The 16,193-nt window shown below is 68.1% G+C and carries 12 protein-coding genes; 4 read left to right on the top strand and 8 right to left on the bottom strand.

The window, feature by feature from the left end; genetic code table 11:
• Position 1 precedes the first annotated feature (1 nt).
• Entirely contained in the window at positions 2-1,168 is a 1,167-nt protein-coding gene (locus M6D93_RS13360; RefSeq protein ID WP_249769777.1) for a lysylphosphatidylglycerol synthase transmembrane domain-containing protein, read from the top strand.
• A 187-nt stretch (positions 1,169-1,355) separates the two neighbouring features.
• Here M6D93_RS13360 and glnA read toward each other — a convergent pair whose 3' ends face one another.
• The 3 genes from glnA to M6D93_RS13345 all read right to left on the bottom strand — a co-directional run bounded on the left by glnA (position 1,356) and on the right by M6D93_RS13345 (position 4,291).
• A complete protein-coding gene (gene glnA / locus M6D93_RS13355; protein ID WP_249769776.1) occupies positions 1,356-2,780 on the bottom strand; it encodes a type I glutamate--ammonia ligase in 1,425 nt (474 codons plus the stop codon).
• A gap of 259 nt (positions 2,781-3,039) precedes the next feature.
• The gene (locus tag M6D93_RS13350) at positions 3,040-3,519 is read right to left on the bottom strand and encodes an RDD family protein (RefSeq protein ID WP_249769775.1); all 480 of its coding nucleotides are present in this window, start codon (positions 3,517-3,519) and stop codon (positions 3,040-3,042) included.
• Between the two features lie 7 nt (positions 3,520-3,526).
• Positions 3,527-4,291: a DUF4191 domain-containing protein gene (locus M6D93_RS13345; protein ID WP_249769774.1), complete on the bottom strand. Its 765-nt coding sequence runs from the start codon at positions 4,289-4,291 to the stop codon at positions 3,527-3,529.
• 245 nt (positions 4,292-4,536) lie between these two features.
• On the opposite strand from M6D93_RS13345, the gene M6D93_RS13340 reads away from it, so the two are divergent.
• On the top strand, positions 4,537-5,766 hold the full coding sequence (locus M6D93_RS13340; protein WP_249769773.1) for a hypothetical protein: 1,230 nt from the start codon (positions 4,537-4,539) through the stop codon (positions 5,764-5,766).
• A gap of 64 nt (positions 5,767-5,830) precedes the next feature.
• On the opposite strand, the gene lipA is transcribed toward M6D93_RS13340, so the two are convergent.
• Both lipA and lipB read right to left on the bottom strand, forming a co-directional pair.
• Positions 5,831-6,775, bottom strand: a complete 945-nt coding sequence (gene lipA, locus M6D93_RS13335) for a lipoyl synthase (protein WP_249769772.1) — start codon at positions 6,773-6,775, stop codon at positions 5,831-5,833.
• Positions 6,776-6,821: 46 nt separating this feature from the next.
• Positions 6,822-7,472, bottom strand: a complete 651-nt coding sequence (gene lipB, locus M6D93_RS13330) for a lipoyl(octanoyl) transferase LipB (RefSeq protein ID WP_249769771.1) — start codon at positions 7,470-7,472, stop codon at positions 6,822-6,824.
• A gap of 331 nt (positions 7,473-7,803) precedes the next feature.
• Here lipB and M6D93_RS13325 point away from each other — a divergent pair, with 331 nt between their 5' ends.
• Positions 7,804-9,966, top strand: coding sequence for an MMPL family transporter (locus tag M6D93_RS13325; RefSeq protein ID WP_347343643.1), 2,163 nt, complete (start codon positions 7,804-7,806; stop codon positions 9,964-9,966).
• A 115-nt stretch (positions 9,967-10,081) separates the two neighbouring features.
• Positions 10,082-11,893 (top strand): serine/threonine-protein kinase, encoded by a 1,812-nt coding sequence (locus tag M6D93_RS13320; protein WP_249769768.1) that lies wholly within the window; start codon positions 10,082-10,084, stop codon positions 11,891-11,893.
• A 69-nt stretch (positions 11,894-11,962) separates the two neighbouring features.
• Here M6D93_RS13320 and M6D93_RS13315 read toward each other — a convergent pair whose 3' ends face one another.
• From M6D93_RS13315 to lpdA, 3 genes are all read right to left on the bottom strand, one after another.
• Positions 11,963-12,865: a TIGR01777 family oxidoreductase gene (locus tag M6D93_RS13315; RefSeq protein ID WP_249769767.1), complete on the bottom strand. Its 903-nt coding sequence runs from the start codon at positions 12,863-12,865 to the stop codon at positions 11,963-11,965.
• 135 nt (positions 12,866-13,000) lie between these two features.
• Positions 13,001-14,566 carry a 2-oxoglutarate dehydrogenase, E2 component, dihydrolipoamide succinyltransferase gene (sucB, locus tag M6D93_RS13310; RefSeq protein ID WP_249769766.1) on the bottom strand — a complete coding sequence of 522 codons (1,566 nt, stop codon included), beginning with the start codon at positions 14,564-14,566 and terminating at the stop codon, positions 13,001-13,003.
• 86 nt (positions 14,567-14,652) lie between these two features.
• On the bottom strand, positions 14,653-16,032 hold the full coding sequence (gene lpdA, locus M6D93_RS13305; RefSeq protein ID WP_249769765.1) for a dihydrolipoyl dehydrogenase: 1,380 nt from the start codon (positions 16,030-16,032) through the stop codon (positions 14,653-14,655).
• Positions 16,033-16,193 lie beyond the last annotated feature (161 nt).

The following is a 16,193-nucleotide window of genomic DNA, read 5'->3' as shown; positions in this document are numbered from 1 at the left end:
CATGACCGAGCTGGAGGACCGTGTCAGCGGTTCGAGTGCGCTCGCGTCTGCTGACCCGATCAGCGAGGTCCGCGATTCCGACGGTTCGCGCAAGGTCCTTCCCGCGTCCTCGTGGGCACGTTGCGAACAAGGCCACGCCGGCCGGCATCCGTGGTTGCGGGTTACGGCTCTGGCGATCGTGGCGGCGGTCCTGGCGGTCGAGGGCTACGCCATCGCGCCGCACCTGGCCGCCGCCCGGCACGCGCTGAGTCACCCGCGATGGGGATGGTTGGCGATCGCCCTGTGGTGTGAACTCGGATCGATGGTCTACTTCGCCCGCGTTCAGCGGCGAATGCTGGCGGCCGGCGGAGTGACCCTGGCCCTGCGTCGCGCGGTGGCCGTGACCTTTGCGGCGAACGCAATGAGCGTCACCCTGCCCGCCGGCCCGGTGATCTCAACGGGCTACACGTTCCGTCGGATGCGAGGGTGGGGTGCGAGCGCGCCGGTCGTTACGTGGGGCATGCTCACCTCCGGCGTCCTGAGCACCCTGGCCCTGACGGTCATCGGTGCGTTCGGGGCAAGTCTGGCCGGCGGGGCCGACAACTTCGTGGTCGTGGCGATCGAGATTCTCGGCGTCGCGGCCGCCGGCATTGGGCTGCGGCGCCTGGCCCGCCGTCCCGATCTGCTGTTGCGCATCGGGACCTGGGCGGTGCGCCGGGCCAACGCCGTGTTGCGACGGCCACCGCTGGCCGGTCAGGAGCGGGTCGGCGAGCTGCTCGACGAACTCCTGCTGATCCGTCCACGAACCAGGGACTGGGCCATCGGCTTGCTGTTCGCCGGGCTGAACTGGCTACTCGATCTGCTGTGCCTCATCGCAGCCTGCCGCGCGGTGGGGGCTGACGGTCCGACACTGGCTGTAGCCATGGTCGCCTACGCCTCCGGCATGGCCGCCTCGAGCCTTCCTTTGCTACCCGGCGGCATCGGTCTGGTGGACGGCGCGTTGCTGATCTCGCTCACGCACGGCGGCCTGCAACTGTCCGAGGCGACGGCGGGGGTGCTCGTCTACCGGCTGATCAGCCTCATCCTGGTGGCCGCGGTCGGTTGGGCGTTCTGGCTGCTGCTCAACCAGCGTGACCGCCGCCACCGGCGCGAGTTCCTCAGCGAGATGGCAACCAGCGCCGGTTCCTGATCGGAGCCGGCCGCCGCGGGTCCGCCCGAATGGCGGGGGTCAGCTGTGCGGATCGAGCGGGCCGGCATTTGCCAGGCCCTGGATCGACGACGAAACGTCCAACGCCCGCGATCACCGGGAGCCGATGGTAAACATCGGACCAGCAATCGCGGGCGTTCGGGACGGCTTGCTCGCAGTGGGGCGCGGACTAGATGTTGTAGTAGAGGTCGAACTCGTAGGGATGCGGACGGAGTCGAACCGGGTCGACCTCGTTGATCCGCTTGTAGCTGATCCAGCTGGCGATGAGATCCTCCGTGAACACGCCACCCTCGGTCAGGTAGTCGTGGTCGGCTTCGAGAGCGTCGAGAACCTGGTCGAGTGAACCCGGCACCTGCGGGATCGAGGCGGCTTCGTCCGGCGGCAGTTCGTAGAGGTCCTTGTCGACCGGCTCCGGGGGTTCGATCTTGTTCTTGATGCCGTCGAGCCCGGCCATCAGCATCGCGGCAAAGGCCAGGTACGGGTTGGCCGACGGGTCCGGGACGCGGTATTCGATGCGCTTGGCCTTCGGACTGGTGCCGGTGATCGGCACGCGAATGCAGGCGGATCGGTTACCGGCGGAGTAGACGAGGTTCACCGGAGCCTCGTACCCGGGGACCAGACGGTGGTAGGAGTTCACGGTCGGATTGGTGAACGCCAGTGCGGACGGCGCGTGGTGCAGCAACCCCCCGACGTACCAGCGCGCGATGTCGGACAGTCCGGCGTAGCCGGTCTCGTCGTAGAACAGCGGCTCGCCGTCCTTCCACAACGACTGGTGGCAGTGCATGCCCGAACCGTTGTCGCCGAAGAGCGGCTTGGGCATGAAGGTCGCCGACTTGCCGTTGCGCCACGCGACGTTCTTGACGATGTACTTGAAGAGCAGGATCTGGTCGGCCGCATGGGTGAGCGTGTCGAACTTGTAGTTGATCTCGGCCTGGCCGCCGGTGCCGACCTCGTGGTGGGCCCGTTCCAGTTCCAGACCCGCGTTGATCAGTTCGGTGGAGATCTCGTCGCGCAGGTCGGCGAAGTGGTCGTACGGGCTGACCGGGAAGTACCCGCCCTTGACGTTGGTCTTGTAGCCCAGGTTGCCGCCCTCTTCGATGCGGCCGGTGTTCCAGTGACCTTCCTCGGAGTCGATGAAGTACGACGCGGTGTTCATCTTCGACTCGTAGCGAACCTCGTCGAAAATATAGAACTCGGCCTCGGGTCCGAAGTAGACGGTGTCGGCGATCCCGGTGCTCTTCAGGTACTGCTCGGCTTTGGTGGCGACCTGGCGGGGATCGCGCTCGTAGGGCTCTCCGGTGCGAGGCTCGACGATCGAGTGGTTGATGTTGAGCGTCTTGGCCTTGCGGAACGGGTCGACGTAGGCCGTGGCCGGATCGGGGATGAGCTTCAGGTCGGACTTGTGGATCGAGGCGAAGCCGCGGATGGACGAACCGTCGAACATCTGCCCCTCGGTGAAGGAGTCCTCGTTGAAGTTCGAGGCCGGGACGTTGAAGTGCTGCTGCACGCCGGGCAGGTCCGTAAACCGGATGTCGATGAACTCGACGTTTTCGTTCTTGATGAAGCTCAGTACTTCTTGCGCACTGTTGAACATCGGCCGTCCTTGTCTGCCGTCGGTTCGGCGTCGAGCACAGGCCCGCGACGCCGAGGGCTGGGTGGGATGGAGCGCCTCGTTAGCGCTCTCAAGCTAGAAATACGCGGTTGCCGAGCGGTGTCTCGCTTGTTTCGGCGAGGTTACAGAGGGTCCTGGCGGGGCAGGCTGCGCTGACCGCCACACCGATGTCGAGGGAACAGTGTCTGGCCGGATCCGTCAATTGCGTACGAATGGTTCGTAAGCCGGTCGCGGGCAATCGTCAGTGCACTATGACCGCGGTACCGGTCAGCCGATCGTGGAGGCCGCGAAGGTCGGAGTCGATGACCACCGCCGGGATGAGCAGAACGAGCAATGCGGTGCGAGCCGCCGCGCGGAGTGGACCGATGGCGACGTTTCGATCGACACGTATGACGCGCAGGCCGGTGAGATACATCCCGAAGGTGCGCCCGAGCAGTACCAGGCCGATGAGGTAGTCCGCGGCGAGCGGGACCAGGCTCCATTGGCCCGGCAGGTGCCCGGCGGCGCCGGGTAGATCATGACGCCGGACGAACAGGCCCGCGACCAGGCCGGAGGCGGCGACGTCGATCAGGAACGCCAGCGCCCGGCGACCGAAGGGGGCCAGCGACCCTGGGCCGGACTCGGGACGGCCGAGACGCTGGCCGCGAAAGCGCTGGCGGCTGGGCGTGGCGGGCCCCGGTGCCTTGCCGGTTGCCGCTGGTCGAGCGGTGGGCTCGGTCATGATCGGCTCAGCCGCGTCGGCGGGCCGCACGCTGCATGTTGCGCATCTTCGCTCCCGCGGGCATCGGACCCTGGGGCAGCGGTGCGCGGGCCGTCGACAGCGCGGCCAGGCGGCGATCGAGGGCCACGACCTGCTCCTTGGAGAGGTTGCGGGGGAGCTTCATGATGTACACGTTCAGCTTGCCGAGCGGCACTTCGCCCTCGCCCTTGCCGACGACGATGTCGTAGATCGGCGCATCGCCGGCCAGCCTGGACACCCGCTTCTTCTCCTGGGCCAGCAACGGCTTCACCCGGTGCGGAGCGCCCTCGCCGACGAGGATGACCCCGGGCCGGCCGAGGATGCGGTGGACGGCGTCGAGCTGGGTCGTGCCGGCGACGGCATCGGTCTTGTGCCAGTCACCACGCATCTGTCCGAGGACGTAGGACGCCGCACCGGGCTGGCCCTCCGCCTGGCTGTAGGCCGAGGACTGCGCGCGGCGGGAGAACACGAACATGGCGGCGAGCAGACCGACCGCCACGGCGGGCACGATCCCGAGCCACCAGGTGCCGGTGGGGATGAACAGGACGAAGAAGCCGAGCAGAGCACCGGCGATGAAGGCGAGAACGAGGTAGGGGATGAGCCGCGAGTCGTTCTTGCGGGTCATCGAGAACGCCTGGCCGATGGAGGAGAACGTCTCGCGCCGCCGCTGACGCTTCAGGGCGCGTGTGGCCTTTTTGTCCGCTCGACTTGCTTTGCTCTTGGGGGCCTTCTTCGACCCGAATGCCTGCGCCATACGCACAAGGATAAGCTGCGCCGACGACAGCGTCAGACAGCGCTACGGCGCCGTCGAGGCGGCCCCGGGCCCGTGCGCACGGGTGGCCTCCTGACCTGCGGATCAGACGTGACCGAGACCGATGTTGTTGTACCCGTGTGAGTCAACTGGGTGTATGGTTATCTCACTGTTAGTAATGAACCCTGCATGTCCCGGTGTTTCCAGCCGATGAAGCTTTCGAAAGGTCAGCGAGAGGGGGTCGTCCCATGCGCAGATCAACCGCGCGCGTGATGGCCGCGTCCCTGGGCCTCGCCGGCATCGGTGCCGGGCTGGTCTGGCTGACGGCACCCGCCGGCGCCACCGTCGACACACTGTCGGCCTACGCCTGCCTCGACTCCAACAGCGACGTGAACGTCAAGCTCAACGATCCGTCCGCCGCCATCGGCACGTACACCCTGACCCTGTCGGGGCCGAACCACGCCAACGATGCCAACCCGCCCCTGCCGACCGTCGTCAACGTCGACAACACGACGGTGACCGTGAAGCTCAACGGCACCATCGAGGCCGGCGACAGGGTACTGGCCGCCGACGTCAACGGCAGCACTCGCAGCCTGAACATCGCGACGCGTTGCAGCTTCGAGAGCCCGGACTACACGATCCCCGTGCCCACCGTCGACGCGGATGCGAAATCCTCCGGGGCCTGCGTGACGACCAGTGACACCGCCGCCGTCTCGGCGACGCTGCAGAACTGGGCCAACCCGAACACCTACGCCTACCGCAAGGCGACCGGGCTCGACTCGGTGCCTTACACCGTCTCCCTCGTCGACCCGCAGAACAATGTGGCCGACGTGGCCACGATCGACACCACAGGCGTCGCGGCCACCGGCGGTGCGTGCCTGACCGCGTCGTTCAGCCGTCCGACCACCTTCTCGGTGCAGTTCGTGGCAGTGGACGGCACCGCGGCGCACGCCGAGGTCCGCGTGAAGCCGGCCTCGGTCACCGTCACGCCGAGCCGTACGCCGACGCCTCCCACTCACACCCCGACCACTCCGAAGCCTTCTACGACCTCCGGTGGCGGGGTCGCATCGACCAGCCAGCGGATCGACGCACCGTCGGTCGCCGCGCCGTCTCAGCAAGCGGGCGGTTCGGCCACGGCCGGAGCCGCGGGTAGCTCGCGCGCAACGGCCTCAAGCAGCGGCACCGGGGCCGCCAGCGCGTCGGGGACTGGTTCATCGGCCGGCGGCACCGGATCCTCAGCCGGGTCCAGTTCTGCCCAATCAACCCCCAGCCCGTCGGCGGCGGGCTCGAGCGCACAGCAGATCGCGGCCGCGGCCCGCTTCGGCAGCGACGGCACCCGCGTCATCGCCGACCCCCCGTTGGACGGTCGGTCCCGCATCTTCGTGTGGCAGACGGACGCCGCGCTGATCGTGCTCGTCGACGCGTTGGCGATCAGCGCACTCATCGGTGGCGTGGTCTGGAGCGCCAAACGCCGCTGACCGCGGTGGTAGGACTGCACCGGCTCTCGCGGAGCGCGGCGCTCGGTGGAACGCAGACCCCGTGTCAGGGCGAATCGGTGGCCGACGTGCGTGCCTGCATGGCCTGCTGGTAGAGGCGTCCGGCACGGTAGCTCGACCGGACGAGCGGACCCGACAGGACGCCGGCGAACCCGATCTCTTCCGCTTCCTCGGCCAGCTCGACGAACTCGTCGGGTTTGACCCACCGCGAGACGGGGTGATGACGCTTCGACGGGCGCAGGTATTGGGTGATGGTGATGAGTTCACAACCGGCGTCGTAGAGGTCCTGCAGGGCCTGCGAGATCTCCGCGCGTTCCTCGCCCATCCCCAGGATGAGATTCGACTTCGTGACCAGTCCGTCGGCGCGGGCCGCGGAAATGACTCCGAGCGAGCGGTCGTACCGGAAAGCCGGCCGGATCCGCTTGAAGACGCGAGGCACCGTCTCGACGTTGTGGGCGAGGACCTGTGGGCGCGAGGCGAACACCTCGGCCAACTGCTCGGGGACCGCGTTGAAATCCGGGATGAGTAGTTCGACTCCGGTACCGGGGTTCAACGCGTGGATCTGGCGGACGGTCTCGGCGTACAGCCACGCCCCGCCATCAGGTTGATCATCGCGCGCCACACCGGTCACGGTGGCGTAGCGCAGCTGCATCTGCCGGACGCTCTCGGCCACCCGTCGCGGCTCGTCGCGGTCCAGCAGCTCGGGCTTGCCGGTGTCGATCTGGCAGAAGTCGCAGCGCCGGGTGCACTGGTCCCCACCGATGAGGAAAGTCGCCTCCCGGTCTTCCCAGCACTCGTAGATGTTGGGGCAGCCCGCCTCCTGGCACACGGTGTGCAAGCCCTCGGAGGCCACCAGTTGACGCAGCTCGGTGTACTCCGGGCCCATCACCGCCCGCGTCTTGATCCACGGCGGCTTGCGCTCGATGGGGGTCTCGGCGTTCCTGGCCTCGATGCGCAGGAGCTTGCGCTCTCCGCCGGCAGTGATGCTCACGTACTCGTCCTCGTCTCGATCGCTGAAGTTCGGGTGCGCTGCGGACTCACGCCGACCGCAGTTCGGCGACGCTGTCCAACAGTTCGGGAAGGTGCCGTTCGACGACAGGCAGCGCGGCGCTGACGCTCACCGGACGTCCGAGCTCGCTGCTCAACGACGTCACGCTGGCGTCGGGAATCCCGCAGGGAACGATGCGGTCGAACCAGCTCAGGTCGGGATCGCAGTTCAGCGCGAAGCCGTGCAGCGTGACCCGTTGCGCGACCCGGATTCCGATCGCCGCAACCTTGCGCTCGGGCCGCCCACCGCCGGCCGGCAGCCACACGCCGCTGCGTCCCTCGACCTGGCCGGCGTCCACACCCAACTCGGCGCAGACCCGTATCAGCATCGTCTCCATCCGCCGGACATAAGCGACGACGTCCACCGGATCGTCCAGTTCCAGGATCGGGTAGCCGACCAGCTGTCCCGGGCCGTGCCAGGTGATCTTTCCGCCGCGATCGACGTCGATGACCGGCGTCGCGTCGACCGGCCGCTCCCAGCTCTCGGTGCGCCGCCCCGCCGTGTAGACCGGCGGGTGCTCCAGTAGGAGCACCGTGTCCTCGATCTCGCCTGAGACCCGCTGGGCGTGCAGTTGGCGCTGCCAGGCCCAGGCCTGCTCGTAGTCCAAGGTTCCGGCGCGCACCGTCCGCAGTTCAGCCACCCTTCGAGCGTAGTCAGCAGCCGGGCCGCGGTCACGGTGCGCCCGCTCACGCGTGGAAACCCCGTTGTCCCCGCGGCCCTCTTCTGGGACCGTGGGCCGGGATCAGGCAATTCACAGGGGGTTAGGTGTCTGCTCGGTCCCGGCACCACCGCTCGTCGAACGCAGGCCGATGCAGGAGGAGCTTGAGATCATGACTGACTCGCGGGCCACCGAGCCGTCCGACCATCCGTCTCGAGGCAACGGCAAGGGCACACGCAAGGACAAGAGCGCCAAGCCGCGGCACGCAGCCTTCCGCTGGCCCGTGTTCGCCATAACCGCCGTCGGGATCCTGATGTTTCTCGTCGGTGGGGTGGGCGGGCAATATCAGGCAAAGCTCGGCGAGGTTCAGAAGAACGACAACGCGTCCTACCTGCCGGGCTCGGCCGAGTCGACGAAGGTGGCCAACGAGTCCGAGAAGTTCCTCAAGATCGAAAGCATCCCTGGCTTCGTGCTGTTCGAGCGCACCTCCGGTCTCACCAGCGCCGACAACACGGCGATCGCCAAGGCGGTCACCGCGATAAAGACCGTCGCCGGCGTCGACACGTCGGCGATGACCGCCCCGGAAATCTCGAGCGACAAGACCGTGGCCTCGGTCTACGTCCCCCTGATCGGCAAGGACAACGGGGTATCGATCAACGGCGACGTGCTCGTCAAGGTCGAGAAGGCGGTCCTCAAGGCGGCCGAAGGGGCGACCAGCGGCCTGACGGTTCATCCGGCCGGCGCCGGTGGTCTGCTGGTGGCGTTCATCGATGCGTTCTCGGGCCTTGACGGGGTGCTGATCTTCGCCGCCGGTGCCGTCGTGATCGTGATCCTGCTGATCGTCTACCGATCGCCGGTGCTCTGGGCCCTGCCCTTGATCTCGGTGTTCCTCGCGTTGGGAACCTCGGCGCTGGTCATCTACCAGCTGGCCAAGCACGACGTGCTCACGCTGAACGGGCAGAGTCAGGGCATCTTGCAGGTCCTCGTCTTCGGTGTGGGCACGGACTACGCCCTGCTGCTCATCTCTCGATACCGGGAAGAGCTGCACACCTACGAACACCGATTCGACGCCATGGTCAAGGCCTGGCGAGAATCCATTCCGGCGATCGGTGCCTCGGGGGCCACGGTCACCGTCGGTCTGCTCTGCCTGAGTTTCAGCGAACTGAACTCGAACAAGAGCCTGGGACCGGTCTGTGCCATCGGCGTTGTCTGCACGCTGCTGGTCATGATGGGCTTTCTGCCGGTCATCCTCGCCGTCCTGGGTCGGTGGGTGTTCTGGCCGCGAATTCCGCATCCCGACCACGCTAGCGACATCGAGACCCACGGCCTGTGGGGCCGGATCGCGCAGACCGTATCCCGTCAGCACCGCCGGTCCTGGGTAGGTGCCACCGTCATTCTGCTGGTCTGCCTGATCGGGCTCATCTCGCTCAAGACCAACGGCCTGACCACGGTGGACTCCTTCACGAACACCCCGGACGCGGTCACGGGGCAGAAGGTCTACGACGCCAAGTTCGACAAGGGTGCCGGCGCGCCCGCAGTGATCATGCTCAACGCCGACAAGGCTTCCGAGGTCATCGCGGCGGCCCAGAAGACGCCGGGGATCCTGAACAAGCCGGGCGCGGTCTGCGTCCAGATCGACTACGCGAAGCTGGCCTCGGGCGGTGGTGGTGCCGGTGGCGCAGGCGCGGCGGGCTGCCCACCGGCCCAGTTGCAGGTCCAGCCGATCGGTGGCCGCACCATCGTCAACGCGACCCTGGCCGATTCCTACGACTCGCCGGCGGCCTACGAAACGATCAAGCGACTGCGCGCCGCGCTACACGCGATCCCGGGCGCCAACGCCAAGGTGGGCGGTCAGACGGCCGCGACGCTGGACGTGCAGAAGGCCTCGGTTCACGACCGGAACCTGATCATCCCGATCGTGCTAGTGGTCATCTTCATCATCCTGTCGCTGCTGTTGCGTGCGCTGGTCGCTCCGCTGGTGCTCATCGTGACGGTGGTGCTGTCGTTCCTGGCCACCCTCGGCGTGTGCGGATTCGCCTTCACGCACATCTTCGGTTTCGCCGGTGCGGACCAGTCGTTCCCGCTGTTCGCCTTCGTGTTCCTGGTGGCGCTGGGCATCGACTACAACATCTTCCTGATGACCCGCGTCCGGGAGGAGACCCTGCAGTTCGGGACGCGACGGGGCATCCTGCGCGGCCTCGCGGTCACCGGCGGCGTCATCACCTCAGCGGGGATCGTGCTGGCGGCCACGTTCACCGTCCTGGGAGTACTGCCGCTGGTATTCCTCGCCGAGATCGGGTTCGCGGTGGCGTTCGGCGTGCTGCTCGACACGATCGTCGTGCGGAGCGTGCTGGTGCCGGCGTTGGCGACCGATCTAGGGACCCGAATCTGGTGGCCCTCGAAACTGGGCAAGGCCCCCGACGACGGAGTGCTGGAGGACGAACCGGGCGCCAGGTCCTCGGTTGGAGCGCGCTGAGCGACCCGATGCTTCGGGCACGGCCGCGTTTGTAGCGCCAGTGCTCGCCTTCGGCGCTTGCACTGCCTGTGGATAACTCGAAGCCGGAGTCGGTCCGGTTTCGTACGGTAGTCCCATGAAACTTCAGGTTCCTGGTTACCGGGTCGGCCCGCTGATCGGTTACGGAAGTCGGGGTGCCGTCTTTGCGGCGACGACGGCAGCCGGCGAAGGGGTCGCCCTCAAGGTCATCGAGCGTGTGGGCGCCGGACGTGCCGGTGAGCCCGGCGATCCGGCTGCGGAGGCCGCCCTGTTGGCCCGTCTGGACCACCCGGGGTTGATTCGGCTACATCAGTTCGTCCGCACGCCCGAGCGCGATGTGCTCGTGCTGGACCTGGCGGCCGGTGGCTCGCTGTCGGAACTGCTTGCGCGACGCGGACGGCTGACCGTCCCTGAGGTGGTGGCCGCGCTGTCTCCGGTGGCCTCAGCCCTGGCCTATGCCCACTCCGCGGAGGTGCTGCACGGGGACGTGAGCGCGGCGAACGTGCTGTTCACCGTCGACGGCCGACCGCTCCTGGCCGACCTCGGCCTGGGGCGGATGTTCGGCACCGCCCCGCCGGAAGAGTTGCTCGGTACCCCGGCCTACCTGGACCCGCAGGTGGTGCGCGGCGGGGTTGCCGCGACTTTCAGTGACGTTTTCGGCCTGGCCGCGCTCACCCTGCACGCGGCTACCGGTTTCGGTCCGTGGCACCGCACTGGCGAGGAGTCAGCGGAGGAGCTCATCTCGACCTCGGCCGTCGGAGTGCCGATCGACCTGGACGCGAGGGTGAACGACCTACCGCCCGCACTCGCCCGGCTCATTCGCCGCGGGCTCGACGAGGACCCGTTCCGGCGCGGCAGCGCCGCCGAGTACGCCGTCGATCTGGCCGCGTGTCTGTCGACTCGCGGCGTGGCCGTCACGCCACCACGAGCAGTGGTGTTGGGCGCTGGCCGAATCCCGCCCGTCGGACGTCACTCGGTGGAACGCCGCGCCGCCGAACTCGAGGCGGTGCGACGAAGCCAGCAGGAAGGCGGGAGCGGTGCAGTCCTGCCGTCCGGGCTGTCCGCGCCGGCCTCGTCGGCCTCGGCGCCGCCGCGTTCGTCGACCTCGTGGTCATCTCGCGGCTCCACGCGCCCTGCGTCGGGGTTCAGCTCGATGCTGGGGTCGAGCCGGGTGGCTCGCCCGCGCGCTCGTTCGGCCGCGGCCGAGTTGGCCGGCGCGTCTGCCCGACCAGCGTTCGCCCGACCTCGACAGTTGGGCGGTGACCTGGTGCGCACCGACCTCACGCAGCTGGCCCGGCCACGGATTCGTCCGGACGAACGCCCCGTGCGGCGGCGCCGGTTGCGATCGCTGTCCCTGCGGCGCGCCGTGCTCCTTGCGGGGTCGGCCGCGCTCTTGGTCGTAGCCGCGATCGTGGTGGTGGTTCGGGGCGGACCGGCCTCCTCGGCTGACCCAAGGCCCGCCGCGAGGCCGATGCCTTCGGGTGCGAGGCCGACCAGGCCGAGTTCGCACGACCAGGCGGCGAACTCGATGAACATCGAGGTGGCTCGTTCGACCCTGGCCGATCTCGATCGACAGCGGGGGGCCGCTTACGCCCTGCGGCGTCCCGACCTGCTCGAGCGCGTCTACAGCTCGGCCGGCCTGCTGGCTCAGGATCGCGACCAGCTGCTGGCCGCCGAACCTCAAGGCTGTCACCTCGACGGCCTGAATACCCGCTACGACAACGTGGTCCTGGCCCGCGTCGATCCCGGTTCGGTTCGGGTACTCGTCACCGCCCGGATGAGCCGAGTCACCCTTCGCTGTGCCGGACGGCCACCGATCCACAGTCCCGAGCGCGGACCTACCCGCTTGGTGATCGAGCTGTCACCGACCGCTGAGGGGTACCGCATCAGTTCGCAGCGGACGGCGTGACCGGCCAGGCATTCCGACGAGGCCTCAAGCGAGTACTGCGGTCGCCGCGTCGGGCCAGAGCGCGACAGATCAGTGGGCGACGGCCCAGCGCAACGCGGCCTCCAGGTTGTCGTGTTCGAAGGCGTAGCCCGAGTCCTGCAGCACCTGCGGGATGACGCGCTGGCTCACGAGCACGCCTTCATCGGCGAACTGACCCAGCACCAGGCGCAGGCCGAAGGCCGGAGTGGGGAAGATCGACGGACGATGCAGGACCGAACCCAGGGCGCGGACGAAGTCCTCGTTGCGCACCGGGTCGGGTCCCACCAGGTTCACGGGGCCGCTCACCGCCTCGGTCTCCAGCGCATGGCGGATCGCGCCGATTTCATCGGCAAGGGTGATCCAGGCCTGGTATTGAGTGCCCGCTCCGAGCTTGCCTCCGATCCCGAACTTGAACAGCGGGATCATCCGCTTCAGCAAGCCCCCGCTGGCGGCGAGCACGAGTCCGGTCCGCAACGTGCACACTCGGACGCCGGCCTCGACCGCGGGCGCGGTGGCTGCCTCCCACTGCACCACTAGATCAGCCAGAAAACCGGTGCCGTGCGTGGCTCCCTCCGGCAGTGGTTGGTCCCCGCGCTCGCCGTAGAAGCCGATCGCCGAAGCCGAAAGGAAGACTGCCGGACGCCGCTGCTCGGGCACCCCGGCCAGGGTCGTCGCGATCGTCGTGGTCGGCTGAACCCGGCTGTCCAGCAGGATCCTGCGGTATTCAGGAGTCCACCGCTTGTCCTCGATGCCAGCCCCGGAAAGGCTGATCACAGCGTCGGCGCCGGACAAGACCGCCGGGTCGAGTTCACCCCGCTCCGGGTGCCATTCCACCTCGCTCGGGGACTTGGGCGGCCTGCGCACCAACTGCACGATCCGGTGGCCGCGCCCGATGAGGTCCTGCGCGAGAGCCTGCCCGAGAAACCCGGACGCTCCCGCAATCACGATCTTCATTCGTCCTGCCCTTCGCGCCAGCATGCGCACAGCCGCCCTGTGGATTCAGCGTGCGGCGCGAGCTCCGTCTCGTTGGTGGTGCAAGCATGCCCGCCAGGACCTGTCCCGGCGGGCATACCCAACGCTTCTCTCGGCTCAGGCCAGGCCGAGTTCTCCTTCGAAGGCGCCAGCCTCAAGCCGCTCCTTCATCGTGGCGAGGAAGCGCGCCGCGTCCGCGCCGTCGACGATGCGGTGGTCGTAGGAAAGCGCCAGATACACCATCGAGCGAACCGCGATGGTCTCGCCCAGGTTCGGGTCCGAGATGACGACCGGACGCTTTACCACCGCGCCCGTGCCGAGGATGGCGACCTGCGGCTGATTGATGATCGGGGTGTCGAACAAGGCGCCCCGACTGCCGGTATTGGTGAGCGTGAACGTGCCACCGCCGAGCTCGTCCGGCGAGACCTTGTTCGTGCGAGTGCGTTCGGCGAGATCAGAGATCTTGCGCGCCACACCGCCCAGATTGAGGTCGCCGGCGTTGTGGATCACCGGCACCAGCAGGCCGCGCTCGGTGTCGACCGCAATGCCCAGGTGCTCGCCGTCGTGGTAGGTGATGGTCCCCGCCTCGGTGTCGACAGAGGAGTTGACGTTCGGGTGCGCCTTCAACGCCTCGACGGCGGCGACCGCGAAGAACGGCAGGAACGAGAGCTTCACGCCTTCGCGCCGCTCGAAGTCGGCCTTGGCCGCATCGCGCAGTCGGGCGATCCTCGTGATGTCGACCTCGACGACGGTCGTCAGCTGGGCCGAAACCTGGAGCGACTCGACCATGCGTGCGGCGATGACCTGCCGCAGGCGTGACATCTTCACGGTCTCGCCCCGCTTGATCGACGACGACGCCGGAGCGGCCGCGGGGGGGCCAGCGGTTGCCGGGGTCGCGGCGGGAGTACTCGCAACCGGAGCGGGCGCGTCCTCACGAGCCTGGGCTTCGGCTTCGGCAGCAGCGATCACATCGGACTTGCGAATCCGACCGCCGACGCCGGTGCCCGTGATCGAGTTCAGGTCCACGCCGTGTTCACTGGCCAGCTTGCGAACCAGGGGCGTCACGTAGGTGCCGGCCACCTCGTCGTCGGAGTCCGGTGTTGGTGCGGCGGCGGGTGCCGATGCGGCTGCGGCTGCGGGTGCCGCTGCGGCTGCGGCTGCGGGCGCCGGTGCCGGTGCCGGTGCAGCTGAGGGCGCCGGTGCCGGTGCGGCGGCGGGTGCCGGTGCGGCGGGAGCGGGCGCGCTAGCCGGTGCCTGCGCCGCAGGGGCGGCTGCCGGGGGCGCGGCCGGCGAAGCCTCGGCGACGGGCTCTGCCTCGGGCTGCGACTGCTGTGCCGGGGGCGACTGCTGTGCCGGGGGCGACTGCTGTGCGGGCTGCTCCTGTGGGGCGGCCTGATCCGCCGACGTGGACGCGTCCTCCGAGCCACTGTCCGCGGCGCCGTCGTCGCCGTCCGAGATGACCGCCAGCTCGACGCCGACCTCGACCGTCTCGTCCTCAGCCACCTTGATCGACGTCAGCACGCCCGACGCGGGGGACGGTACCTCGGTGTCGACCTTGTCGGTGGAGACCTCCAGCAGTGGCTCGTCGGCCGTGACCGTGTCGCCTTCCTGCTTCAACCAGCGGGTGACGGTTCCCTCGGTGACACTCTCACCGAGACGGGGCATGGTCACTGAGACCGGCATGTCCTGTTGCTCCTTCGCGATCGGGCAAAGCTGGCTCGCCGAGCTCGGGCCGGCGAGGGAATCCTACGAGTCGTCTCGAACGGTCCTCAGTCGTGGACGTGCAGCGGTTTGCCGGCCATGAGCAGGTGGGCCTCGCCGATGGCCTCGGACTGGGTGGGGTGCGGGTGAATGAGTTGCGCGACCTCGCTGGGCAGCGCTTCCCAGTTGTAGATCAGTTGCGCTTCGGCGATGAGCTCGCCGACCCGGTCCCCGACGATGTGGACGCCCACCACAGGACCGTCCTTCTCCGCGATGAGCTTCACGGCGCCCTTGGTGTTGAGGATCGCCGACCGGCCGTTGCCCGACAGGTCGTACGTGATCGTCCTGATGTTGTCCGCGCCGTACTTTTCCGCCGCCTGCGCGGCCGTCAGCCCGACCGATGCGACCTCGGGCTGGGAGTAGGTGATCCGCGGAACCCCGGCATAGTCGATCGGTGCCACCGGCAGGCCGGCGATGTGCTCGGCGACCAGGATGCCCTCGGCGAAGCCGACATGGGCCAGTTGGAGCGTCGGGACCAGATCACCGACGGCATAAACGCCTTCGACGGACGTGCGGCAGTACTCGTCAACCGTGACGAACCCGCGTTCCATCGCGACGCCGGCCTCTTCGTAGCCGAGCCCTTCGGAGACCGCTCCACGCCCGACCGCGACCAGCAGCAGTTCGGCTTCGATACTTTCCCCGCTTTCCAGGGTCACCTTCACCCCGGAATCGGTGTGCTCGACGCCCGCGAATCGAGCGCCCAGCTTGAACCCGATACCCCGGCGACGGAAGGCGCGCTCCAGCAGTTTGGAGTTGTCCTCGTCCTCCAACGGAACCAGATGCGGCAATGCCTCGACGATGGTGACGTCCGCCCCGAAGGACTTCCACGCGCTGGCGAACTCGACGCCGATCACGCCACCGCCGAGCACGATTGCGCTGGCCGGGACGTGGTCCAGGGACAGCGCGTGCTCGCTGGTCAACACCCGCTGTCCGTCGACCTCCAGGCCCGGCAAGGACCGGGAGTAGGAACCGGTAGCCAGGATGACGTTCGCGCCGGTGTAGGTGTCATCGCCAACCGCCACCGTCTTGGCCGACACCAGGCGGCCTTCGCCCTCGACGATCTGGATGCCGCGGGACTTGATCAGCCCCTGCAGACCCTTCCAGTTCTTCGAGATGACGCCGTCCTTGTACTTGTGGACACCCGCCATGTCGATGCCCTCGAACGTCGCGTTCACCCCGAACGTCGCCGACTCCCGAGCAGAATCGGCGACCTCGCCCGCGTGCAGCAACGCCTTCGTCGGAATGCAGCCCCGATGCAGACAGGTTCCGCCGACCTTGTCGCGCTCGATGAGCGCTACCGACTTGCCCAGCTCGGCCGATCGCAGCGCGGCCGCATAGCCGCCGCTCCCGCCACCCAGGATCACCACGTCAAAGGACTGGTCTGCCACGAAAACGACTCCCTGTTCTGCTCCGCACCGCTGACCGCGGTAGCTGCTCTCGATAGAACGAGCGTCCACAGCCCAGTCGCTTCCAGTTTCGCCGAAGGCGAATCAGCGCCAGGACTGAAGAAGACCTTGTACATTGTTCCACTCGCCGTCGGGCGCGGGTG

Origin of the sequence: Jatrophihabitans telluris, from assembly GCF_023516435.1 — a bacterium.
GTDB classification, from domain to species: domain Bacteria; phylum Actinomycetota; class Actinomycetes; order Mycobacteriales; family Jatrophihabitantaceae; genus Jatrophihabitans_A; species Jatrophihabitans_A telluris.
The sequence above is the reverse complement of the archived record's forward strand: the minus strand, read 5'-3'. Positions and strand labels throughout refer to the sequence as shown.